Origin of the sequence: Robbsia andropogonis (assembly GCF_034047095.1) — a bacterium.
In the GTDB taxonomy this organism is placed as follows: domain Bacteria; phylum Pseudomonadota; class Gammaproteobacteria; order Burkholderiales; family Burkholderiaceae; genus Robbsia; species Robbsia andropogonis.
On the sequence record NZ_CP139166.1, the window covers coordinates 765,139 to 790,066 of the forward strand.

18 protein-coding genes are annotated in these 24,928 nt (G+C 57.5%); 9 read left to right on the forward strand and 9 right to left on the reverse strand.

Translation table 11 applies throughout. The annotated features are described in order from the left end of the window. Positions 1-2: 2 nt before the first annotated feature. From SJQ66_RS08460 to pdxR, 6 genes are all read right to left on the reverse strand, one after another. Positions 3-1,307: an ABC transporter permease gene (locus SJQ66_RS08460; protein WP_320533942.1), complete on the reverse strand. Its 1,305-nt coding sequence runs from the start codon at positions 1,305-1,307 to the stop codon at positions 3-5. Next, positions 1,304-2,365 (reverse strand): ABC transporter ATP-binding protein, encoded by a 1,062-nt coding sequence (locus SJQ66_RS08465; RefSeq protein ID WP_046154245.1) that lies wholly within the window; start codon positions 2,363-2,365, stop codon positions 1,304-1,306. Before SJQ66_RS08465 ends, SJQ66_RS08460 begins: the two co-directional genes overlap by 4 nt. A gap of 107 nt (positions 2,366-2,472) precedes the next feature. Continuing rightward, complete coding sequence (locus SJQ66_RS08470; protein WP_320534181.1) at positions 2,473-3,477, reverse strand: ABC transporter substrate-binding protein; 1,005 nt, start codon at positions 3,475-3,477, stop codon at positions 2,473-2,475. A 280-nt stretch (positions 3,478-3,757) separates the two neighbouring features. Continuing rightward, positions 3,758-4,999, reverse strand: coding sequence for an aspartate aminotransferase family protein (locus SJQ66_RS08475; protein WP_024905406.1), 1,242 nt, complete (start codon positions 4,997-4,999; stop codon positions 3,758-3,760). Between the two features lie 12 nt (positions 5,000-5,011). Then, positions 5,012-5,656: a cupin domain-containing protein gene (locus SJQ66_RS08480; protein WP_024905407.1), complete on the reverse strand. Its 645-nt coding sequence runs from the start codon at positions 5,654-5,656 to the stop codon at positions 5,012-5,014. Between the two features lie 101 nt (positions 5,657-5,757). Next, the gene (pdxR, locus tag SJQ66_RS08485) at positions 5,758-7,263 is read right to left on the reverse strand and encodes a MocR-like pyridoxine biosynthesis transcription factor PdxR (RefSeq protein ID WP_046154244.1); all 1,506 of its coding nucleotides are present in this window, start codon (positions 7,261-7,263) and stop codon (positions 5,758-5,760) included. A gap of 133 nt (positions 7,264-7,396) precedes the next feature. Between pdxR and gabT the strand changes: the two genes are divergently transcribed. The 3 genes from gabT to katG all read left to right on the forward strand — a co-directional run bounded on the left by gabT (position 7,397) and on the right by katG (position 12,371). After that, positions 7,397-8,683 (forward strand): 4-aminobutyrate--2-oxoglutarate transaminase, encoded by a 1,287-nt coding sequence (gabT, locus tag SJQ66_RS08490; protein WP_320533943.1) that lies wholly within the window; start codon positions 7,397-7,399, stop codon positions 8,681-8,683. A gap of 462 nt (positions 8,684-9,145) precedes the next feature. Beyond that, a complete protein-coding gene (locus tag SJQ66_RS08495) occupies positions 9,146-9,571 on the forward strand; it encodes a GlcG/HbpS family heme-binding protein (protein ID WP_024905410.1) in 426 nt (141 codons plus the stop codon). 538 nt (positions 9,572-10,109) lie between these two features. After that, positions 10,110-12,371 carry a catalase/peroxidase HPI gene (katG, locus tag SJQ66_RS08500; RefSeq protein ID WP_320533944.1) on the forward strand — a complete coding sequence of 754 codons (2,262 nt, stop codon included), beginning with the start codon at positions 10,110-10,112 and terminating at the stop codon, positions 12,369-12,371. Positions 12,372-12,578: 207 nt separating this feature from the next. Here the strand turns inward: katG and SJQ66_RS08505 are convergent, their stop codons facing one another. The 3 genes from SJQ66_RS08505 to SJQ66_RS08515 form a co-directional block, all read right to left on the reverse strand. Continuing rightward, positions 12,579-13,913 (reverse strand): glycoside hydrolase family 28 protein, encoded by a 1,335-nt coding sequence (locus SJQ66_RS08505; protein WP_024905412.1) that lies wholly within the window; start codon positions 13,911-13,913, stop codon positions 12,579-12,581. Between the two features lie 184 nt (positions 13,914-14,097). Next, entirely contained in the window at positions 14,098-15,657 is a 1,560-nt protein-coding gene (locus tag SJQ66_RS08510; protein WP_051504675.1) for a sensor domain-containing diguanylate cyclase, read from the reverse strand. A gap of 731 nt (positions 15,658-16,388) precedes the next feature. After that, the gene (locus SJQ66_RS08515; protein ID WP_024905414.1) at positions 16,389-17,234 is read right to left on the reverse strand and encodes a thioesterase II family protein; all 846 of its coding nucleotides are present in this window, start codon (positions 17,232-17,234) and stop codon (positions 16,389-16,391) included. A 291-nt stretch (positions 17,235-17,525) separates the two neighbouring features. Here SJQ66_RS08515 and SJQ66_RS08520 point away from each other — a divergent pair, with 291 nt between their 5' ends. The 6 genes from SJQ66_RS08520 to SJQ66_RS08545 all read left to right on the forward strand — a co-directional run bounded on the left by SJQ66_RS08520 (position 17,526) and on the right by SJQ66_RS08545 (position 24,897). Next, a complete protein-coding gene (locus tag SJQ66_RS08520; protein WP_024905415.1) occupies positions 17,526-17,990 on the forward strand; it encodes a GNAT family N-acetyltransferase in 465 nt (154 codons plus the stop codon). A 944-nt stretch (positions 17,991-18,934) separates the two neighbouring features. Next, complete coding sequence (locus tag SJQ66_RS08525) at positions 18,935-19,294, forward strand: hypothetical protein (RefSeq protein WP_024905417.1); 360 nt, start codon at positions 18,935-18,937, stop codon at positions 19,292-19,294. Positions 19,295-19,332: 38 nt separating this feature from the next. Then, positions 19,333-19,746 carry a carboxymuconolactone decarboxylase family protein gene (locus SJQ66_RS08530; RefSeq protein ID WP_236693678.1) on the forward strand — a complete coding sequence of 138 codons (414 nt, stop codon included), beginning with the start codon at positions 19,333-19,335 and terminating at the stop codon, positions 19,744-19,746. 39 nt (positions 19,747-19,785) lie between these two features. After that, positions 19,786-21,549 carry a carbamoyltransferase family protein gene (locus SJQ66_RS08535; RefSeq protein ID WP_024905419.1) on the forward strand — a complete coding sequence of 588 codons (1,764 nt, stop codon included), beginning with the start codon at positions 19,786-19,788 and terminating at the stop codon, positions 21,547-21,549. Positions 21,550-21,564: 15 nt separating this feature from the next. Continuing rightward, positions 21,565-23,634, forward strand: coding sequence for a hypothetical protein (locus SJQ66_RS08540; protein WP_024905420.1), 2,070 nt, complete (start codon positions 21,565-21,567; stop codon positions 23,632-23,634). A gap of 27 nt (positions 23,635-23,661) precedes the next feature. Continuing rightward, positions 23,662-24,897 (forward strand): MFS transporter, encoded by a 1,236-nt coding sequence (locus SJQ66_RS08545; RefSeq protein WP_320533945.1) that lies wholly within the window; start codon positions 23,662-23,664, stop codon positions 24,895-24,897. The last annotated feature ends 31 nt before the right edge of the window (positions 24,898-24,928 follow it).

Consider the following 24,928-nt stretch of genomic DNA (forward strand, 5'->3'; position numbering starts at 1 on the left):
TTTCACTCCCCCATCAACGCGTTCGCCTTCGAGACCTTTACGTAGCCCGCGTAGAACACCATCGTTACCGCCAGCAGTATCACGCTGAGCGCGGCTGCCCGCCCCCAATCGGCCGTGCCGGTCGCATAAAATGCGATTACCGAACTGATCATCTGGTCGCTCGCGCTCCCTACCAAGGTCGGCGTGATGTAATAACCGATCGCGGACATGAACACAAGCAGAGCGCCTGACACGATCCCGGACAGGATCAACGGCAGCAAAACCCGCACGAACGCCGACACCGGGCGCGCGCCAAGCGAGGACGCCGCACGCATCAGGTTCGGGGGCACAGCACGCGCGGCGCTGAATACCGGTAGCACCATGAAAGGCAGTAATACCTGGGACATCGCCAAAAGCACGCCGGTCCGGTTATAGATGAGTTGCAGCGGTTTCGTGATGGCGTCCATCGTGATCAGGAAGTCATTCACCACACCATGCTGCTGCAGGATCACGACCCATGCGGCGGAACGAACAAGCAACGAAGTCCACAACGGAATCAGTACCATCGTCAACATCAGACGACGACGCCATCCTGTCGTCGCCGCGGCGATGATGCCGTAAGGCACGCCTAGCACAACGCAGACCAGCGTGACGACGAACGACACCAGGAAAGTCCGCCCGATAATCGCGCGATTCGCCGATATGCCTTCTGGCAACGACACAATATGCCCATCGGCATCCCGATGCATATCGATTGCTGCAAGCAGATTCGCGTCCGTCAGCACATGCGCATCCCGCTTGATCGTGCGCCAGTAGGTCAGGTCCGCCCAACGCGCGTCTATATCGTCCAGGGCGGGCGCCGATGCCCCACTGCCCGACATCCGCTGCGTCTTCGACATCAGACTACGAAAACCGGGGTGATCGGCATTCAACTGCCGTACCGCACCACCGAACTGCTCGCGTTTGTCTTCACCCCATGCCGTATCGGCAAGTAACGCGCGACGGACTGCATCCGGCACCGCGGACTTTCCGTCCCATGCGGCGATCGCCGCGCTGGTCCGGGGCATGCCCACTTTCACGGCATCGTTATAGACGGCCGTCTTCAATACGTGATACAGCGGCAAGACAAAGAAAACGCACAGAAATATGGCAAGCGGCAGCATCAAGGCAAGCGAACGCAAGGATGCAGGCCCGTTAATCCATCGAAGACGGTGACGCATGCCTTTCTCTCCGGGCGCACCGGACGGTCCTTTCTGGCGCACGCGATCGTGACCGTCTCGCGGCTCCGGTGCGGCAATCTGTCCGGAATAGCTGCGGGTCTGCCTCATCGCGGCACCAATGCGCAAGCATGCGGCGCGAAGCTGAACTGGGTTGACTGTCCAATTTCCAATACGGCGGTATCATTCGCCAACCGCGCCGCCAGGCGGCTCTCGCCACGGCGTAGATGTACGCGCGTGTGGTCGCCCTGGAACACAATGTCCTCGACGATCGCATCCAGCGCGTTCCCGCCCGCCCCGCCGCCTAGCACGATCGATTCCGGGCGCACCGACAGCACAATGTCGACGCCGTTACGGAATGTCCGATCGGCGGTACCCTGAACCGATGTCCCGTCGTCAAGTGTAATGGTCGTATAGTGGTCGTCACTCCCGGTGACGGTGCCGTGCATCAGATTCGTCTCGCCGATAAACTGCGCGACAAAACGCGTCTTGGGACGCGCGTAGATGCGCTCCGGGGAGTCGATCTGCTCGATCTTCCCGGCGTTGAACACCGCAATACGATCCGACATCGTGATGGCTTCATTCTGGTCATGGGTGACAAAGACCGCCGTCAATCCAAGCGATCTGTGCAACTCGCGCAGTTCGAGCTGCATATGCTCGCGTAACTGTTTATCCAAGGCACCGAGCGGCTCATCCATCAGCACGACTTCCGGCTCGAAGACCAGGGCCCGCGCCAGCGCGATACGTTGCTGCTGACCGCCTGACAACTGCGCCGGCTTGCGTGCACTCGCGGTGGACAACTTCACCATATCCAACGCACGCGCAACGCGAACCTTGACCTCCGACCGGGGTAAGCCACGCATCTTCAGCGGAAACGCGATATTGTCGGCCACGCTCATGTGCGGAAACAACGCGTAATTCTGAAATACCACTCCCATGTTTCGCGCATGCGCGGGCAAATGATCGACACGCTTGCCATCCACCAGGATTCGACCTCCGCTGGGCATCTCGAAACCCGCCAGCATCATCAGCATCGTCGTTTTCCCCGAGCCTGAGGGGCCGAGTAAACTGACGAACTCGCCCCGCTCGATCTCCAGGTTCAGGCCGTTGATGACGTCGACGTCTCCATAGCGCTTGGAGACCGAATCGAAGGTAATAAACGCACTCATGCCAAATCTCCTGCATCCCGTGTTCTGGGTTGGCCCGGCACGTACAGCACGTCGGGCCCCTTAGATACACCAGCTTTCGTGGACGACGACGTCGTCGTACCAGATACTTACCGGGCAAGCCAGGCGTTGAAGCGCTGCGTCAGCGGCCCTACATTGTCGGTCCAGAAATCCGCATCAAGTGAAATTGATCCAGCCTGGTTCTGCGGTGCAGTTGGCAATTCCGCCGCGTACTTTGCTGGAACCAGTGCCTGTGCCTTCACATTCGTCATACCGTAGGCAATGTACTGTGGCAATTTCGCCTGCACTTCGGGACGACTCGCATAGGCGATAAACTTCATTGCATCGGCCTTGTTCGGCGAACCCTTCAGGATCACCCAAGAATCCACCGCGGAGATGCTTCCCGGAAACACGAATTTGAAGTTGCGATTGTCGCTACGGTTGATACCGGTGATTCGCCCGTTATAGGCCGCGGTCATTACCACCTGCCCCGACGCCAGCAGTTGCAGCGGCACCGCGCCCGCATCCCACCAGATGATGTTCGATTTCAACTGGTCGAGCTTCTTGAATGCCCGATCGACGCCTGCTGGCGTTGCAAGCACCTTGTAGACATCCTTTGGCGCCACGCCATCCGCCATCAAAGCAAACTCGAGCGTGTATTTAGGACCTTTGCGCAGTGCACGTTTGCCAGGGAATTTTTTTGTATCCCAAAAATCGGCCCAGCTCTTCGGCCCATTTTTCAGGACATTGCCATCGTAAGACAAACCGGTCGACCACACCATCGTGCCCACACCGCATTCACTGACTGCCGCCGGGATGAAATTCTCTTTGCCGCCTAATTGCGTCCAGTCGAGTTTTTCGAACAGGCCGTCATCGCAACCTTGTCCGAGATCTTCCGATTCGACTTCTACTACATCCCAATTCGGCACGCCGGCTTTGAGCTTGGCCTGGATGACGCCAATGCCGCCGTCCCAACTTTGATCAAGCACCGGCTTACCGAGTATTTTCTCGAAAGGCTTGAAATCGATCTCGCGCTGCGCATCCTGAAAATTGCCGCCCCACGACACTACCGTGAGATCCCGTGCGTGCGCTGCCGAGAATCCCCCCATGGCCATACCGACAAGCAAAAGACTTACGAGACGTTTCAATTTAAACTCCGCGATCAAGGGTATGTGGATTTGTCTATGCAATTTCATTTCGCACTCCTGTCCTTACGATCTTGAAATTCGATCGTGTGACCAGGATGCGATCACCTGACAGCACTACGCTGGATGGGGAATATTTGTCACCAAAACACCAATGTCAAGTTTTTTTGCACACATGGATGTTAAACAATCCACCTCGCTCGAACCGGACACTAGGATGTCCCTGACATGCCAGGTACTGCAATAGGAACTAGCTGCGCGCGGATAGCAACCGCGGTACGGCGCGTTTGAATGCCATCAATATCTGGTCGACAACATCCTCGTCGTGGGCAAAAGACAGATAAAGACGGCCATAGGGTGAAGGCATCAGTAACAGCCCTTCTCGACGTAACTGGTGATGCAACGCCAGCGACACGACCGGATCGGCCATGACGTGCGCCTCCTCGTAAGTCATTGGCGCATGGTCGCCGAACCATATCCCGAAAACATTGCCATAACCACTGGTGATGGCCTTCATGCCATGATGCGCGAAACAACCTACGATGCTCTCTCGCAATGCGTCCCCGCGTGCACGCAGCGCTGCATAGTCGCATTGGGCCAGCAACGGCAAGGTTGCCTGAACGGCAGCACACGCTACCGGATTGCCACTGTAGGTGCCACCGCGCAGCGCCCGGCCCTGCTCCGCCATCCGCATGACGTCTGCCTTGCCTGCGACGGCAGCCACCGCGATGCCGCTACCGATGGCCTTGCCGAGACTTGCCAGATCCGGCTCAAGGCCATACCAATGCGACGCCAATCCCGCATGCAGGCGGAAGCCCATCAACACCTCATCGCTAATCAACAAAGCACCGTGCCGATGAGCGACGTCTTGCAGATGCGCAAGATAGCCGGGACGTGCCACGATACAACCGGCGTTCGCCAGCATTGGTTCCACAATCACAGCGGCAATATCGTCGTACTCGGCAAAAACCGTATCGATATCGTCGGGATCGTTGAAGCGTGTCAGAATAGCGTGCTCGGTTGCCGGACGCGATCTATCGGTGAAAAGGGCCTCCGCCGCCCCCACATTTCCAAGAACAACACCGTCCAGCCAACCATCGAATCCGGCCGCCATCTTGATAATCCGTTTTTTGCCTGTCGCGGCGCGGGCGATACGGATCGCAAGATGGACGGCTTCACTGCCGGAATTCGTGAAGATAATCTTGTCCAGCGCCCCCGTATGCCGAGCGATCACAGAGGCGGCCGCCTCCTCGGCGGGGTGATTGACCGAGGGCATCGGATTGACAGTCAAGGCTGCGCGGACCGGTTCCATGACAGCCTGTGGGGCGTGCCCGAGCATGGTTGCGCCAAAGCCCAGCACCGTATCGACGAATCGCCGTCCGGTGCCATCCCACATATGTGCGCCCTGACTGCGAACGATGTCCAGGGGCTTACCGTCCTCGGAGGGAAAACCCCGGGCGGAACTCGATACGTCGCCTACGAGATGTCCCACGCGCATGTCCCTTTAGAACGTCGGCGGCGAGGCGGCACTGACGACCTCGCATACTTCATCGAACGGGTTGTACATCCGATGAGGAAGGCGGCTGTCGAAATAATACGCTTCGCCTGCTCCCACGCATTGCTCCTCGCTTCCCACGACCACCATCAGTCGTCCTTTTACCACCATCCCGCACTCTTCCGCCTCATGCGAATAGGCTTCGCCCGTATCGGCACCCGGCGCATAGCGCTCATGCAGCATCATGATGGCCTTGCCTTTCAGGTCATATCCCACCTGCCGATAGGAAAGCTTCTGGCCGTCGGCCAACTCCACCAGATCTGTCGCCGCGAAAAAGATCTGCTCCTCGCTCTTTCCCTCGGCCTGCGCAAAAAAAGCGCTCAAGGGCATGTTCATGACGTCCAATATCCGCTTCATCGAACCAATCGACGGACTGACCTTGTTCGATTCGATTTGCGCAATCGTGCTATGTGTCAATCCCGCCGCCTCGGCAAGGCCGCGGATACTCAGCTTCATCTGGAGCCGCAGTTCCTTCAACCGCTGACCAATATCCAATTGGCGAAGCGCCGGATCGGGCAAGGCGGCAATGCGATCGGACGCTTCCGTGTTTTTGGCATTCTTCTTTTGCTGCTTTACGATAACCTGACCTGGCATGCTCTTGCTCCGCAGCGGCCGTCGACGGCACGGCAACTGGCGCGTCCTCTTTCATCATCCAAAGTGGATAGTTTAACAGCCGCTCTGGATGAAAAATAATATCAACGGACAGTTTTCTTTCCACGCTTGCAATACTGGTCGAGGACAGATGCCAGCGTGTCGAATGCAGGGCGAACCTGCTCGTCGGGTACGCAAGCATAGCCGAGCAGCCATCCGGACTGGGCACGGGAGGGCTCGGAGAAATAACGGGAAAGCGGCCGCACGAGGATGCCACGCGCCAAAGCCGCGGCCGTTACGGCAGTGTCGTCGATGTCGGCTGACCATTGCGCGACCAGGTGCAGACCGGCGTCGCTGCCTGTCAGCGTCATGTCATGACCGTAGCGGTTTGTGATCGCGTCGAGCAGGATTTGCCGGCGATGACCGTAAAGCGCACGCATCTTTCGAATATGCGAGGCGAAATGTCCTTCCGCGATGAATTCCGCAAGCACCGCCTGCTGCATCAGTTGCCCTTCACGATACAGCTCGGAACTGGCCACGGCGAAGGCATCCGCATAAGCCTGGGGCACTACGACATAACCGATCCGCAATCCCGGAAATAGCGTCTTGCCAAAGCTTCCTACGTAGATCACCCGCCCCGCGTTGTCCAGGCCTTGCAACGACGCGAGCGGGCGGCTGCCATAGCGGAATTCGCTATCGTAGTCGTCCTCGATCACCCAGCATTGATGCTGCCGTGCATATTCGAGCAGCATCCGCCGGCGCGCCAGGCTCATGACGCTGCCCATCGGATACTGATGCGACGGCGTCACCAGAATCAATTTCGGCGGCACGGACAGATCGGTGGGAGAAGGCGCCATGCCCTCGCCATCTACCGGGATGGCGTGCGTATCCAGGCCGCAGGCGTGCATTACGCTGCGGACGCCCCAATATCCCGGTTCCTCTGTCCAGACGACATCGCCGGGATCCGATAGCAGCCGCGCCGTCAGATCAACCGATTGGTGGATGCCCGTCGTGATGATGATCTGTTCTGGCCTGCATTGCACCATACGCGCAGCCCCCAGATAGTCGGCCAACGCGCGCCGTAGCGCGGGCAAGCCGCCGCCCGATGCATACGTCAGCAAATCGGGCGACATCTTGCGCCAGTACTTGTTTTGCAAGCGGGTCCACACATGCCCCGGAAACCGCGACACGTCGGGCACGCCCGGCATGAACGCACCCCATTGACGATTCGATGCGCCCGCCTCGTCGATCAAGCGTCTACCGCGGCAAGACAGATCCGAAGGCGCCGCGCCATGATCGACTGCATCCGCGGCATTTGCCGTCACACCATCGATCTGGTCCGGAGAGGTATCAGCGACATAAGTGCCTCGCCCAGTTGCCGCACTGACGTAGCCCTCGAGCGTCAATTGCTCGTACACCTGGGTGACCGTATTACGTCCAAGACCGATCTCTGCCGCCAGCACGCGTGACGACGGCAACCGCGTCCCCGCTTTCAAGGTTTGCGTCAGGATGGCCTGCTGCAACAGGCGGTGCAACTGCCGATACAGCGGCGATCCTTCACGACGGTCGAGACGTTGCACCAGCCACTCGGTCAGCAGTGCCGCCTTCATTCATTGGCTCCTATTTTTATTTTAAAATGGCTCTTTTTAAAAGAGCCATTGCTGATTATATTGCCCATCAATCCGTGCCGACATGCTTTTTTGTCATGCGCCGCCCTTTGCCCAGTTCAGCTTCGACAAGATCATGACTATCAGCAATGCCTCCTTGCACGCCCGTAAAGATGCCGCCACGCCACGTGGCGTTGGCGTGATGTGCGATTTCTACGCCGATCGGGCGTGCAACGCGGAATTATGGGACGTTGAGGGCCGCCGCTTTATCGATTTTGCGGCGGGCATTGCCGTGCTGAACACCGGCCATCGCCATCCGAAGATCGTCGCAGCCATGCGCGCGCAATTGGACCGTTTTACGCATACCGCCTACCAGATCGTGCCCTATGCGTCATACGTGGAATTGGCGGAGCGCATCAACGCGCGCGCGCCAGGCAAGGCTGCGAAGAAAACCGCCTTCTTCACAACAGGCGCCGAAGCGGTGGAGAACGCCGTCAAGATCGCCCGCGTGGCAACCGGGCGGACAGCCGTGATCGCATTCGGAGGCGGTTTTCACGGACGCACCATGTTGGGCATGGCGCTCACTGGAAAAGTGGCCCCGTACAAGATCGGTTTCGGCCCCTTCCCAGGCGATGTGTATCACGTGCCGTTTCCGAATGCGACGGCCGGCATCGACACCGAGGCATCACTTAAGGCATTGCGCTACCTGTTCAAGGCCGATGTCGATCCGCAGCGCGTAGCGGCCATCATTTTCGAGCCTGTGCAAGGCGAAGGCGGTTTCAATCCGGCACCTCCCGAATTCGTGCGCGGCTTGCGCGAAATCTGCGACGCGTACGGCATCTTGCTGATTGCCGATGAGGTGCAAACCGGTTTCGCGCGAACCGGGAAATTGTTCGCGATGCAGCACCATGAGGTCGTACCGGATTTGATCACCATTGCCAAGAGCCTTGCCGGTGGCATGCCACTGTCAGGGGTGGTCGGAAGCGCGGCCATCATGGATGCGGCGGCGCCAGGTGGCCTGGGCGGGACGTATGCCGGTAATCCGCTCGCGGTGGCCGCCGCGCACGCGGTGCTAGACATCATAGATGAAGAGCATCTATGCGAGCGTGCAACCGAGCTCGGAAACCTCTTGGAACAAAAGCTGACGATGCTGAAGGACTGCGTCCCGCACATCGCCGACATTCGCGGCCCGGGCGCAATGATCGCCGTCGAGTTCTGCACCCCTGGCGACGAATACACGCCCGACGCCGCATTTGCAAAACGCGTTCAAGCCGCGGCTTTATCCCAGGGCCTTTTGCTGCTGATCTGCGGCGAACACGCGAACGTGATCCGATTCCTTTTTCCCTTGACCATCGAAAAGGCTGTGTTTGACGAAGCGATGCGCATTCTCGAACGCGTGCTTCCGGACTGTGCTGCCCGATAAGACCCACAGTGCAAGCTGTCGCGGTCGACAGACCGATCTGAGGTCTTAGATTACGGAGATGGCGTGACGCGCGCTCGCGCATCACGCCTAGCTGCTCTCTTTGCGGCACGGCCTTGCATATTGGCTCGCATGGGACGGCCTGGTCGCAAATGTCGAAACAGCACCCATGACCCCCCGTTCACACCCTTTCGCGCTATCAGCTACCCGCGCGGGGTTGGACCCGCTTACCGCTCAACCCATGGCCAGCGACGACAAGAGCGACCGACAAACACAACAGTACATTTGCCCGCGCCTCTCGTGTCCTCACTGGAACGTCATACGCAGACGCTAATATTTCATGTACCTTTTCGTGCTGGTAAGCGATTTCATCTAAGCTAGAGGGCTGCGCCAGGCGACGCGCACCCGTAGCGCACCGCCTGTCCATACATCAATATGCAACCAGTACTGTCCGAAGGTAAAAAAATGGAAACCCTGTCGCTAGATATCGCACAAAAGATTGCTGCCGAGGCGCTCGTCAGTGCACGCAACAATAAGTTTCGGCCGATGGCGGTTGTCGTGCTTGACGAGGCTGGCCTCGTCAAGCTGACTTATCGCGAGGACGGCGCGACCGCCTTACGTATCGACATCGCTCATGGAAAAGCCGCCGCCGCATGGGGCATGGGCGTTGCCTCTCGCACGTTGCTGGAGCGCGCGAAAGAAAACCCGGCGTTTTTCAACGCACTCGCGGCAACGTCCGGCGGGAAGTTCGTGCCGCAGACCGGCGCGATCGTAATCACCTCAGCGAATGGCACGGTGCTCGGCGCAATGGGTGCGAGCGGCGGCACGGGCGACGAAGATGAGCAGATTTGTATCGACGGCGTGCTCGCTGCAGGACTATCGCACCGCTAATCTGCCATTACCAAAAAGGGACTTGGCAACCACATAAGCGCTTATGCGATGCGAGCGCCCCGGCGAGAGGCGATTGCACGGGTACAAGCACACCAAGCATTCAATCGCCTTTACCGCGCTACACACGAACCATTCCATGCGCGGAAGTGAAATGATCGCCATCACGGGTCAGAGCGCACCCGATGCCGTTATGGGCAATCGCCGCTACTGACTCAGCCGCACGAACGCTGGCAATGCGCATAACAAAACTTTAACGCAGCCCTGCAATCGATAGTCAGGCACTATCAATCGATAGCGAGATTCACATTCAATTTGCCATCACTCTCCGATATATTGTCCAGCAGAAGCGATGCGCATGGTATTTCACTGATACGAAACAGGGTATTCGGGCGGAAGCCTCGCACTCAAGCACGCCCGATGGGGACGCGTGAAATTTAACGTAAAACGCGTTGCCGGCTTGCCCTTCCAGCGTCGAAGTCTCACGCTCGAGGGCAGGTAATCGGAACCCATAAATGGTTAACCCGCAAGGAGATGGCAGATGTCAAGCGAAGCGAAATGCCCTTTCAACCATGCCGCTGGCGGCGGCACCACCAACCGTGACTGGTGGCCGAAGCAACTGCGCGTAGACCTGCTCAGCCAGCACTCAGGCAAGGCCAACCCGTTGGACAGCAGCTTCCGCTACGCCGAGGCATTCAAGAGCCTTGACTTGGCGGCTGTGAAGAAGGACCTCGCGGCCCTTATGACCGATTCAAAGGAATGGTGGCCGGCAGACTTCGGCCACTATGGTCCGCTATTTATCCGCATGGCATGGCATAGCGCGGGCACTTATCGCATCGGCGACGGACGCGGTGGCGCCGGGCGCGGCCAGCAACGGTTCGCGCCCCTCAACAGCTGGCCTGACAACGTGAGCCTGGACAAGGCCCGCCGCCTACTCTGGCCGATCAAGCAGAAGTACGGCCAGAAGATATCATGGGCGGATCTGTTGATCCTCACTGGCAACGTTGCGCTGGAGACCATGGGTTTCAAGACCTTTGGCTTCGCGGGCGGGCGCGAGGACACGTGGGAACCGGATCAAGACGTCTACTGGGGTAATGAGAAAACCTGGCTGGGCGGCGATGTGCGCTATGGTAAAGGAGCGACCGGCGAGTACGGCGACGGCGGCGTGATTGTCGCCGATGAAGAAAAGCATGGCGAAGAGGTCAGCCGCGACAACAACGGGCGAATCCTGGAGAATCCGTTGGGTGCCGTGCAGATGGGCCTGATCTACGTCAACCCGGAAGGGCCCGATGGCAACCCGGATCCGCTTGCCGCGGCGCATGACATTCGCGAAACGTTCGCCCGTATGGCCATGAACGACGAAGAGACGGTCGCGCTGATCGCCGGCGGTCATACGTTCGGCAAAACACACGGCGCGGGCCCCGCGGACAACGTCGGCCCCGAACCCGAGGCGGCAGATCTGGAGAACCAGGGGCTGGGCTGGAAGAACAGTTTTGGCACCGGCAAGGGCGGCGACACGATCACCAGCGGCCTGGAAGTCACCTGGACCACCACGCCGACGAAGTGGAGCAACGGTTTCTTCGAGAACCTGTTCAAGTACGAATGGGAACTGACGAAAAGTCCCGCCGGGGCGCATCAATGGGTTGCCAAGGGTGCCGGCGAAATAATCCCGCATGCGCATGATTCGTCGAAGAAACTGCGACCGACGATGCTCACTACCGACCTCGCGTTGCGCTTCGATCCGGCCTACGAGAAAATTTCGAGACGTTTTCTCGACAACCCGGATCAGCTCGCCGATGCCTTCGCACGTGCCTGGTTCAAGCTGACGCACCGCGATATGGGACCACGGACCCGCTATCTCGGGCCGGAAATCCCCGCTGAAGAATTGATCTGGCAGGACCCGATTCCGTCGGTCGATCACCCGCTGGTGAACGAGCAGGACATTGCCGCGCTTAAGCAGAAGGTCCTCGCGTCGGGACTGTCGGTTTCGCAACTCGTATCGGCCGCATGGGCATCTGCATCCACTTTCCGCGGATCGGACAAACGGGGCGGCGCCAATGGCGCACGTATTCGCCTCGCGCCGCAGAAAGATTGGCCGGTGAATCAGCCGGAGCAGCTGGCGAAGGTGCTGACGGTCCTCGAAGACGTCAAGAGCGCGTTCAATAGCGCCCAGGCCGACGGCAAGAAGATTTCGCTGGCGGACCTCATCGTGTTGGGCGGCAGCGCCGCCGTCGAGCAGGCCGCAAAGAACGCCGGTCACCCGGTCAGCGTACCTTTCACGCCAGGTCGCACGGATGCGACCCAGGACCAGACTGATGTCCAATCCGTCGCGGCGCTGGAACCGATTGCCGACGGCTTCCGTAATTACCTAAAGGGCAAATACCGCGCTTCTGCCGAAGCATTGCTGATCGACAGGGCGCAGTTGCTGACATTGACGGCACCGGAGCTAACGGTGTTGATCGGCGGCTTGCGCGTCTTGAACGTTAAAGCAGGCCCGGAATCGCATGGCGTGCTGACCGACCGGCCGGAGACACTGACCAATGACTTCTTCTGTAACTTGCTCGACATGGGTACGGAATGGAAGCCACTCTCATCGGCGCGGGACGTTTTCGAAGGGCGTGATCGTAACACCGGGGAGCGAAAATGGACCGGTACGCGCGTCGACCTGATCTTTGGAGCACATGCCCAACTTCGGGCGATATCGGAAGTCTATGCAAGCGCGGACGCACAGGAAAAATTCATCCGTGACTTCGTTGCGGCATGGACGAAGGTGATGAATCTCGATCGATTCGATCTTGCGTAAGCAGTTTAATTGCTGACAGTGACCATACCGGCTTAAACCATCCCTGCAGGCGCCGGTCACTGCAGCGCCCGGATCATGGATGTCATGTGATCCGGGATGCGGTCACGGTCAACCTGTCTGGCTGAGTACGGATACCCCACCGTCGTAGCGCTTCATGTTGCGCGGCAATAACCGTTTGCATCCGTCACGGCCTATCTCGGGATAGGGTTATTGAGACGACGGAAACGCGACCCAACGGTCATCGCAGCGCGCATGATCTCTTTCATCCAGCATCGATGCGCCCCCTGATGGTGGGGGCCATACACCACCCGCGCCTATCGAAAGTTGTGCATTGGCGATCTCCCAGCGCGCATCCGACGCAAAGTGAACGCCGTCCAGCATGACGCTCATGGGATGGGCCGCGTCGTAGCCACGCATCACCAACGTGCCCGCGTCCCCGATAACGTCATGCAGGACGATATCGCGATAGACCGGTATGGCCCCACCCTGCGCCCTGACATCGTAACGCGTGTCGAAATCGATCGGACGGCGGTTGTCGCGCATGCACACGTGCTCGTACAGCACATCACTCACCTGCCCCCCGCGACTGCCGTCGCTCTTGATTCGCAGGCCCGAGGTGGTTCCATCGAGCGTCAGATCGCGAATCAGAATGCTACTGACGCCGCCGACCGTCTCGCTGCCTATCGACATCCCATGCCCCCAGTAAAAGTGATTGTCGAGCAGCGAGACATGGCGCGTCGCACCGCCACGGCCAGCCTTGATCGCCACGTTGTCGTCGCCGGTGCGAATGAAGTCATGTGCAATGGTGATGTCCTCGGAAGCGCCGGGATCGATGCCGTCCGTGTTGCGCGCATTGGCAGGCGTGTCGATGCGAATGCCCCAAAACGTCGCGCCCTTGACATCGTTCATGGCCACATGAAAATTTGCCGCGTTGCGCAGGGTCACGCGATAGAAAGTGATATCGCGGGCGTGATCGACCTGGATAAGGCGTGGTGCGTTTTGTTTGCCGCCTTCTCTTTGCGCTCGGCGGGCGAGTTGCCACCACGTTTCGACTTGACCGGTCAGCGGCACTCCTCCCTGCCCATCGATCGTGCCGTCACCGACGATACCGCCCCCTCGTGTACGGTCGAACAGGATAAAAGGACGACAACCGTCTCCTCGCGCGTCAATAGTGCCACACCGCCCATCCCGATCGTAATTACGCGGATCGCTACTGGCGGTGAGCACCACGCCTCGGTCAAGCCAGAGTGTCACGCCGGACTTCATGGTGAGTGGGCGACTGAAAAACCGGTTACCTTTGGCATCGGCCAGCAGTCGAACAGCATCACCGTCGGGACAATTGTCGATAGCGGACTGAAGACGGGATGTATCGTCCTTTGGTTCACCAGCGGGGCCCGCGGTAAGCGCGGCGCAAACGTGTGAGGGAAACATCGGTTCAAGCACGGTCCTGCGGTCTTGCGCATGGAGCGAGCGAACGAACGGCACCGAAAATAGAAATAAGGACGCCAAGCCGGCCATCAGGGGGCTGCGCATAACAGACATAGACTTTTCCAACAGGATGAAAAACTTCGTTGTCTGCCCACGATAACGGCGTAAGTGCACTCACGGACAAGTATTGTCATGCTGGCACAACGGAAGTCCGTTCTTCGATCATAGGCCAGAATTGGCTGCGTTACCGGCGTAGGTTCCGGGCAAACGCGCGGTCACCGCATGAGGACGGTCACCATCAGGCCTGAAGCTGAACCGGTGCAATCAGATCGCGTGCGGAATACACGACATTTCTACCATTGCGTTTGGCCGCGTACAACGCCAGATCTGCCGCATTAGTCAATTCAGCAAGCGATGATGGACTTACACGTCGCCCTGTTGCAACGCCGATACTGACGGTGAAATGTGCAATCGCCTCCGTGGGTCCGGCCGATGCACCATGCTCGACTTCGTGACGTATTGCCTCGGCAATCTGCAGCGCTCCCGCTTCATCGGTGTCGGGCAGTACGACGACAAACTCTTCTCCACCGTAACGGGCCACGAAATCGCCGCGGCGACGCACGTGTCGATTGATACACGCGGAGAGGTGCTTCAGAGCGACATCGCCCTGACCGTGACCGTATCGGTCATTGTACTGCTTGAAATTGTCGGCATCTACGAACAGTAGCGACAAGCATCCATCGCTTCGCTGAAGTCGGCTCCACTCGTTTTCGAGCACCTCATCCAGGGCACGGCGATTCTTAAGTCCGGTCAGCGCATCGGTCTGGGTCAGCTCGGTGAGCAGCAATTGCGCCTTTACCTGGTCCCGCATTGCAAACGCGAGTAGCCAGACCGCGGCACAAAACGCCACGCTGACGGCCGATGCGGAGATCCCGACAACCCACGACAACCGCCTCCAGGCGGCCAAGACGTCGTCTTCGGCCGGCGCCACCACTGCTATCAGTGGCGTCCCCGGAACGCGCTGGAACGTATAGAGGCGAAACACGCCGTCGATGGCAGACTTTGACGCATAGAATCCCGAGTCACGATTCAGCATGCGCGGAAACACCGCTGACTTCCTCGGCTCTGCTATCCGATCCATGGGGACTGGCGGATTTCTAGCCACCAGCGTCCCATCGGTCCGTACGACCGCTGTAATGCCATGAGGTCCTACATCCAGTTTTGAAAGCAGTTGGTTGAAATAGTCGACATCAATAGCCTCGATCGCCACCCCGCCGAATGACCCATCGGGGTGATTCACCCTTCTCGTGATAGCAATGGATCGTGCACCTTGTCGCGTCCGCGCCTGATAGACCGGTGACGCATAGAGCCCAACATTCGGCGACTGACGATGAACCGTGAAATAGTCCCGGTCACTGAAATCCCATGTGTGGGTGCTGGAACAGCAACCGTCGATCAAACGACCTTTATCGTCCGTCACGCCCATGCCGGTGACGTACTCGGCAGCCGTCCGGTCGAACAACAGTTCGTGACGCAACGCCGGGTCCATGGATTGAATAGCCGGCTTGTTCAGTGCGACGATCAAACCACGAAGTGCGTTATCCGACGTTTCAATCGTCCGGGCAATATTGCTGACCAGAACCGCGGTAACGTTTTTCGACGTTTCATGAGCATGCTTGACCACAGTATCGCGAGAGGCAAGCAGTGTCATCAGGCTAATTGCCAACCCAACTACTGCCAGAAAACTCCCTAATCCACCAACGATAAACGGATGTCGGCCTGCGAGAACCGCTAGTTTCTTATTAGTAAAAGAATCAAACACGATAGCATTTGCACTAAATACACTCGGTCCAACCATCGTCGTGCCGCAGTCTGGCGAGACCGCCAATTCCCCTACGGAGTAGCGCGAAACAGGGATGCCCGAGTGTCATGGATATCCGATAAGACGGTTTACGACATAAGCGGGGAAAAATATAGGCTCACGCTGCTCATCGGATACTTTATCGTCACGGTAGGAAGGGAGATCGCAGGCGCGTTTATTGTGGGGCGGTGGAACACGCGGGGAACCGACGGCGCATTGCGGGTTACTTGCATGCATTCCTGCCGTGGCAGGGGCGTCGCTGCGCGGCTTATCGCATCGATCCATATGCGGCCAGGCCGCCTACAGGAAAAAGACACGGCTCGCGGGGACCAGATGCATTGCCTCCCTCGCAAAAGCTGATCGCGGCGCCCTCACATCAAGCGTCCAGTCACATCAAACAACCAAAACACGATACTGAACCGTCACATTTGCGCCTTCATGCTGACATGCGCTACCGCACTGAAGCGATGACCGGCACACTGAACGCCCGAACAGCAAAGAGCGGGCAGGCCCCAGAAATCAAAATAGTTAACTGAAATTTCAATTTTATATTCCGTTTTACTAATATTATATTTTCTATTCCTATTTTATGTTTTTAAAAATCCGCGCATATTCGTATGCGCAAAAGAGGGCAATGAGTAAAAAAACCGATTGCCATTGAAAACGGGCAAGCCAGCCACATCTTTTACCAGTGCGGCGCGGCAGACACCCTTCTAATGCAACAACGGCTACGCTTCGGTGCGCTCGATTGAAAGCATGGCAGCAATAGTGCGCTGCAACGTTTCGAACAAGACCGTCCGAGCAGGCGTATTGATATAAAAATGGTCTCCATCCATTCTGTGCCACGAGAACGCGTGTTCCGTATGGCCGTGCCAAGCGGATATCTCGTCGGCATCGACATAAGGATCGCGTTGCCCCGAAAAAACCGTGATCGGTATATCGAGCGGCGCTGTGGCGTGGTGAACGTACGTTTCCGAAAGCGCCAGATCGGCTCTGAGCGCCGGCAAGAAGAATCCCAGCAACGCGGGATTGTCCAGGATCGCCTTCGGGGTGCCGTTAAGCCGCCGCAATTCGTCAACCAACTCCGCATCAGGGAGATCATGCAACGTACGCGCCCGTCGAGAACAATGCGGCGCACGAATTGCGGAGATGAAAAGATGGCGAGGTACCGGCAAACCCTGGGCGATTAACCAGCATGACAACTCATAGCACACCAAGCCTCCCAGGCTATGACCAAAAAACATGAAGGACCCGTTCAATTGCGGTCGAATCGCTTCGCCAAGTGCGGGAATCAATTGCGCGAATCTCGTAAAGGGCGGCTCGGTTATCCTGCCCTCCCGGCCTGGCAACTGTATGGCCGCGATATCGACGCTTGGTGAGAGTGCTTTCTCCCAGTCTCGAAAAGCCGATGGTCCCGCCCCGGAATAAGGGAAACAGAACAACGTCAACCCTGATCCGTTATTGCGAAAATACTTGATCCACTTATTATCCATATTGGTGACTGGCAAAAAGTTCGAATGACTCACATCGAAGAACGTCGACACGTGACACACCATCGTCTGCGCAGCGCGCATGCACAATCAAGGCCCACTGAAACAGCAAACGGAAGTACGGCTCAAGCATCAACGCGATGTTTCCCACATTCTGTGTCAGACATCAAGATTACGGGCATGCCATCGGAGCAGAGCCTCTTCTCCCGATTTTATCAAAACGTGTTGCATGTCCGAGAATGAACAAGGCAAAATCGGGCCGTGTAAATAGCGTCTTCGACATCATCTCTTTATTGCCCGAATGACGCCCCCGTATCATCCGATCAAGCGTACGGGTCAGGCAGCTTCAGTGATCGATCAGAGGAAAACATCGTCATGTACATCAAGCAAGGTGATTTCAACGACCCCCAAGTATTGGGGATACTTCGCTTACACTTGCAAGGCATGTATGCAAACTCTCCTCCCGATAGCGTCTCAGCCCTCGACCTATCGGGCCTGACACGACCTGACATCAGCTTCTTCACAGCATGGGAAGAAGCTGCGTTACTCGGTTGCGGCGCATTGCGCGAACTCACATCGTCGCATGGCGAAATCAAATCGATGAGAACGCTTCCGGCCCATGTTCGAAAAGGTGTCGCATCGTACATGCTGGATCATCTGCTTTCAATCGCACGGACACGCAACTATACGCGCGTGAGCCTTGAAACCGGTTCGGGCGACGCGTTCGAGCCGGCAATCATGCTCTATTCTCGACATGGTTTCGTCAAGGGCGAACGCTTTGGAAGCTATGCGCAAACAGGATTCAACCAATTCTTCCACCTTGACCTTGGCACGACCTAGGTCCACGCCCCCCAAGCCCGCATCCATCGGCGCGCTGCCCGCATGCACGTTGCCGCGCTGGCCGGCAATGTGTCGATGCTTCACCCACCTGTCACCGATTGACTTCACAATCCCGATGCCGGACCGCATGCTCGTTCAGCACGTAACGATTCAGCCCGCATCCATTTGGTATCCGGGCATGCGTATTACGCCAACCGAAAGGACTGACATGTATTATTCCCTCGGCATCGTTTTGTGCAATGTTGCCTTCGCACCCCAGATCAACATCAATCAATGAAACGAATATGAACATTCATCATAAAACCTATTTAACCATACAAATTCACGCACGACCAATGACATTAATTTACGTATTTACTTAAGCAAAACGTGTGTGCTAGACTAATTGCATGAGTCAGTAATTAATTGATAGAAAGTTAAGGGCCCTATCAATCTACATTCGCAATCTTTAGAGTTATCAAGCGATCCATTTCATGCGTAGTGATCATTCGTTTGAATTGTAATATTGCGTTAAATAATATTGGCTAACCTTTCCACCCTTCTCTGAAGAGGTGGATTAAGCTCTGTGCTATCGGGCAAAGATGCGCCCGGGATACAAAGCCACGATGCTTGGTCAAGCTGCATGGCGTATGCCTTAAATCAAATCGTCATCCATGTACGGCGCTTGTGATCCAACAATGGCTACGCAGATAATTGCATCATCTAAAGCTTAGGCTGCGGTTTCGGCCTGATATCCGCGAAATTCGAACATGATAATCGTGTCCACTATCGTGTTTGTCACATATTGCGTTGCTGCGCCTTGTTACCGGTCTGTAGAACGACAGGGCAATTTTCACGCCCCGAGGTTCAAGAATGAAAAGTGGAATGTATTTGTTAGGAAAGATGTAAAGAGATTGTATGTCGCGCATCTTTATTGTTGAAAGTGCTTTTTATTGGACAACCCAATGCTTTATTTCAACTATCGATCCATACCCGAATTCGGCAAATGCAATGCCGAGGAAAAGCATCGCGTTTGGCATTATTCGATGAAAAAAGCCATGCATGGCAAGATTCTATTTTATCAATTACTGTTAATCGTGCTGCTTTCCACGCCGCTGATTTCGATCTCATCAGGCGTCGTGCACGAGCATTTCCCGAACCCGTTGCTCTCGATACCGCTCAGTTATCTGATGGGGGTGATCATTATCTGGCTCGCCATACAGATATCAAAACTCACGCTGCTCAACGTATTACGCAAGGAGGTCGCGCGAACGATGGCGACCTATGGAACGAACGTTCCTCATCTCGAGTCCGGATACTCGTGAATGCAATCGTGAATCTTGACCAACCGAAGGAGTGTCCCATGATCGATAGATCGACGTGGAGCGAACGATACAAAAAAGGACTGGCCGCGATCAAGGCGCTGGAGCCGGACAACGGCGACCTCGTCCTGAACAAGCTGCGAGAGGTCTCACCGGGTTATCACGATATCAATGTAGAGATGTACGGTGATTTCTTCGGCGATGATCGACTATCGATCAAGACGCGTACCTTGATTACGCTGACGACGCTTGCCGCGATCAACGCCTATCCCGGACTGATCGAATTCCACGCGAAGGCAGCGCTCGAGGTCGGGTGGCAGCCTGACGAAATCTTTGCCGCGCTCGAACAGAACTCGCTGTTCGCGGGCTTTCCTTACGCGATCAGTTCGATCTATACCGTACGTGAACTCTTCATCAAGCTCGGTGTAATCGACGCTAGGCCGCGTAGCGAATAACTGCGACAACACATTGCAAGACCGAATAAGGAACCCTGCATGAACATCGTCGGCATATCGGCTCACTATCACGACGCGGCATGCTGCATTCTCGTGAACGGCAAGCTTGTTGCGGCAGCGGAAGAAGAACGGTTCACGCGTCTCAAGCACGATCCGTCCATTCCGCAGCATGCTTTTCGTTACTGCCTTGATGCGGCGGGACTCGATATCACGGATATCGATTGTGTCGCGTATTACGAAGATCCAGTAAAGAAACTCGAACGCCAGCTCTGGATGACACTGCCACATCTGAGCGTCCGACCTGGCCTGTCGTTCCGCAAGCAGGCAGATCCGGCAAACGTGACCCGGGATATCCGTGACGTTCTGGGTTTCGAGGGTCGCATCGAATACTTCGAGCATCACCGCTCCCATGCCGCGTCGGCCTATTATTATTCAGGATTCGACAATGCCGCGGTATTGACAGTGGATGGCGTGGGGGAGTGGAACACGATGTCGTTCGCCCGAGGTCAGGGCAGCGACCTGAACTTGCTTGGCACGGTTGATTTTCCGCATTCGATCGGCTTGCTTTACAGCACGATCACCGCTTATCTCGGTTTCGAGGTCAACGAGGGTGAATACAAGGTCATGGGGCTGGCGCCCTACGGCAAACCGACGCTGGTCGAACCCATGTCCCAATTGGTTCGGCGCAGCGATGGCGGGCATTTCGAGCTGGATCTCCGGTACTTCTCCTTCGTCGGCGAAGACGTGATGTTCAGCGGCGCGCTGGTGTCGCTGTTCGGACGGCCCGCCAGGCAACGAGGCGCGGCGCTGGACCCCTTTCATTATGACGTTGCACGCAGCTTGCAGCATGTTCTCGAAAGTTTGCTGCTCGAGAAGGTCCGCTACCTGCATGCACTGACCCCTTCCGATAACCTGTGTCTCGCAGGCGGCGTGGCGCTTAATTGCGTGGCAAACGGACGGATCCATCGTGAAGGTCCATTCAAGAACGTCTTCGTGCAACCTGCGTCAAACGACTCAGGTTGCGCATTTGGCGCCGCGGCCCTTGGCCACGTCCTGCTGACAGGCGAAGCACCGGACTTGGGAAAGCTCAACCATGTCTACCTCGGCAGTGCCAATTCGGGAAGCGACGTCGCACGCCTTCTGGACAATTCGCCGGCCCACTGGCAATCGTTTACCGGCAAGGAAAATGCCCTTCTCGAAGCAGTCGCATCCCGGCTCGCCGACGGCAAAGTCATTGGCTGGGTCCAAGGATCCATGGAGTTCGGCCCACGTGCACTGGGTGCCCGTTCGATTCTCGCCGATCCACGCGTCCCGGACATGCGCGAACGGATCAACAAGGCCGTCAAGAAGCGGGAGGGATTTCGTCCGTTCGCACCGTCTGTGCTGGCGGCACATGCGTCACGCCATTTCGATATCGATTACCCGTCGCCGTTCATGCTCGAAACGTGCCAGACGCGTTCCGAGCTTGATTTGCCGTCCATCACGCACGTCGACGGATCGGCCCGTGTCCAGACGGTCGATGAATCGATCAGTCCACGCTACGCCAGGTTGATAGAGTGCTTTTATCGGAAAACCGGGTGCCCTTTGTTGTTGAACACGTCCTTCAACCTGAAAGACGAACCTATTGTGCGAACCATCGAAGACGCGCTGATTTGCTTCCTGCGCTCCGCCATCGACTGCCTCGTGATCGAGGATAGGTTGATTGATCGAGACGGTGTGCCGGAAACCTGGCTGAGACGATTTGACAATACGGCGCCAATCGTATCGTCGGGAATCGCGCATAACGTCTACAGTTTCATCTAAGAGTCGAGTACAGTGATGACGAGTTCAGCAACATTGATTCGATTAGCTAAACTAATCAAAGATAACAGCGATGCAACCGAGATCATCGATCTCGTGAAATCGCTTGTATTGTCCGGGACGGCAAGCGCAACGCGGCGCCCTGCAACCGTTGAGGATGCAACGCCGGACGCGATTGGCTGCTGGCAACGCGTGCCGAACAACCCGCAGCGATTCGAGCGCGTCAAGGACCCGCACGGCGTCTGGCGCACGTGGGCCGATGTTGATCGCATCGAACCCGACCCATCGGCACGGCGTGTCATATTCGTTGGTGAATCCGCCGGGCGCGGTTTCTTGTACGATCCTTATCTGACACCGGCGGGCTTGCTACAGAAGCATTTCGATACCGCTACGAACACGCCCGTGCAGGTCGTGGATCTTGCGCGGACGAACATGAGCTTCACCGAAAGCGTCGCCGTGTCGCGTCAGGCCGCGGCGCTGTTCCAGCCAGATGCGCTGGTACTTTTCGTCGGAAACAATTGGTTGTCGGCCGGCGATATCTTCCAGTACGTCGATCTGGTTGCGCTTTCCTCGGCCTTGCGTATCGACGGTTTCGCGGCGTTCGTGGCTCAGCTGGAAAGTGCACTCGATACGCTGGCGTCGCGCCTTGTCGCCACGCTCTCGGAGATTCGCACGTCGTCCGGGACGAAGGTCGTGCTGATCATCCCTGAATTCAATTTACGCGATTGGAAACCCGGTTTCGAGAATGCGCCCCCATTCCTTTCCGGAGAAAATCTCGCGGCATGGGAAGCGCGCCGGATCCAGGCGGAAGCGGCTTTGGATGCCGAAGACCACAACCGCGTCGTGGCACTGGCGGATGAGATGATCGCCTTGGACAATGGCTTCGCGCCGCACAGCCTATGGCTCAAAGGACAAGGGGTTCTCCACGCCTCCGGTGCCGAAAAAGCGCGCATCTGGCTTGAGAAAGCGCGGGACATGGCCGCCATCCTGCCGGTGCCTCAAGCACCCGGCGTACACTCTCGCGCGATCACCGCGATGCGTCGCCTGGCCTACGACGTTGGCATCGGCATCGTGGATCTGCCACAGTGCTTTGCTGAAGCCGACGGCAGTTCCTTGCCGGACCGGAAGTACTTTCTCGACTACTGCCACCTGACCGAACAGGGCATCGATACGTTGGCGCATCATGCGGCACGCGCCGTGGCAGATGCCTGGCATGATGGGAAATCGACCTCGACGCCGACAGCCACCTGGAAGCCAGTCCATGCGCTATCGGCGCGCGCCCGTGCAAGTGCGATGTTCCTTGCCGCGATTCATAACGCCAATTGGGGACAATCCGGCAACATCGTCCGGCATTGGGTCGACCTTGCAATCGACACGGCACCGGACGACGCCCGTCGCTGGTTTCAAAGTTTCCTGAAATTCGAAACGAGCCTGCAACCGCGCTGGACGCATTCCGCATTTGACGAATTGGATATCGCACAAATCGAGCGATATATGGGATTCAAGCTGAATCCCCATCTGGCGGACCACGAATTAAAACGCGCGATGGTCGATGCGCTTCGGCGTCATGGGGACACGGACGCACTCGATACATGGCATGCACTGTTGTTCGACGTCTACCTGCAACCAGGCAGCGCGCAGAATCTGTTACAGCCGCAACACGCCGCACGGCATCACGCAGCGCTCCGCCCATTCCACGAAAACCCGGCCTACTTGCAGTCCGTTTCAGCAACAACCGAGTTCTTCTTCGTCGCGGATGGAGGCCGCGATGGCGTTCTGCGATCCGTGGTCCGCACACCACGCGGCCTTGCCGGTCCGGGGCGTTGTACGGTGAATGTCAACGGCAGCGAGACAGCCACGATCGATGTAGCCAGCACGTGGACACGCGGGAACACCACGATTCCGGCGCATGCATTGAAGCCCGGCGTCAACCGCTTGTCGCTGCATTGGCCCGCGCCCTCTCGCGTCGACGATACGTTGATTGATCGCGCTGCGAGGAATCTGTCGTTGCAACGTGGGCCAGAAGTATTTCACGTGTACGGACAGGTTCACCAACTGACACTGCGGTCCGTGGATTCGGCCGCTTGAATCCGCGAGACCTCTTCGGAGCGCACCATGTCCATGCTGTCCCGTATCATCGCGCTGCCCCCCGTGGCGCGGCTGATTCTGATTTTCCAGCTGCTCATCAATGCCGGCAGCTTCATGGTGATTCCCTATCTTGCCGTCTATGTCGTCAAGGACATCGGACTGTCCGTTGCCTTTGCCGGCGTCTTGCTCACCGTCAAGTCCGCCTGTCAACGTGGATTGATTCTCTATGGTGGCTATGTCGCCGATCGGCACGGGGAGTTCGTGGCGATCGTGTTCGGGAATCTCTTTCGTATCGCCTCCTATGTCGGACTCGCGCTGTTTCGGCAAGACAGCGCGCTCCTCGTCAGCGCGGCAATGCTTGGAGGCAGCGCGGCACTATTCATCCCCGCTTCGAAATCGGTGCTGGCGAAGGTCGTCCACGACGACCAGTTGCACTTCGCCTATGCGACGCGCAATGTATTCAACAACCTCGGCGTCGCAGTGGGCGGCGTCCTGGGCGGCGTACTGATCCGGATGTCTCCCGAAGTCATCTTTCTCGTCGCCGCCGGGATTCAGGCTGCCGTACTGCTGTTCTTCGTGATATCGAGTCGCAAAGTAGATCGGTCGAAAGGCGACCGGCCGCAGCCATCACGCCAGACACCCGCTTATGCGTTTTCCACCGCACTGCGCGAGATTCTTTCGAGCAAGACCTTTCTCGCGATGTCGGCAGTGAACGTCGTTTTCTACGCCATCTACATTCAGCTCGAATTGACGCTGCCACTGCACGCGAACCAGACATTCGGAGTCGCCGCGTCCGGGCTTATCTTCACGATTAACGCGGCGGTGATCATCGCCCTGCAATTGCCGCTCACCCAGTGGCTCAGTCGGCGCTACTCCGACAGCGCGATGCTGGCGATGGGCTTTGCGCTCGTGGCGGCGAGTTTCGCGGGATTCGCCACGTTGCCCGGCTTTGCGTCGTTCGGCCTCATGATCGCCGTGTACACGATCGGCGAGATGGTCATCGATCCGACGATCGACACGGCCGCTAACCGTTCGATCGCACCCACCTACGCCGGTACCGTGTTCGGCATGTTGGGCCTGACCGCGCTCGTCGGTTCCTTGCTGGGCGGCACACTGGGCGGCGCACTGTATGCACAGATCGCCAGCAAATCGTCGTACTGGGTCGGCTTCTCGATGATCGCCAGCGCGGCATGCCTCGTACTTGCCGGCACCATCCTGCGCAGGCGGCTGGCATTCGCCAGGCAATCGGACGGTGCGGCATGAACGGTACGACGTCCTCATATACGGCAACCAC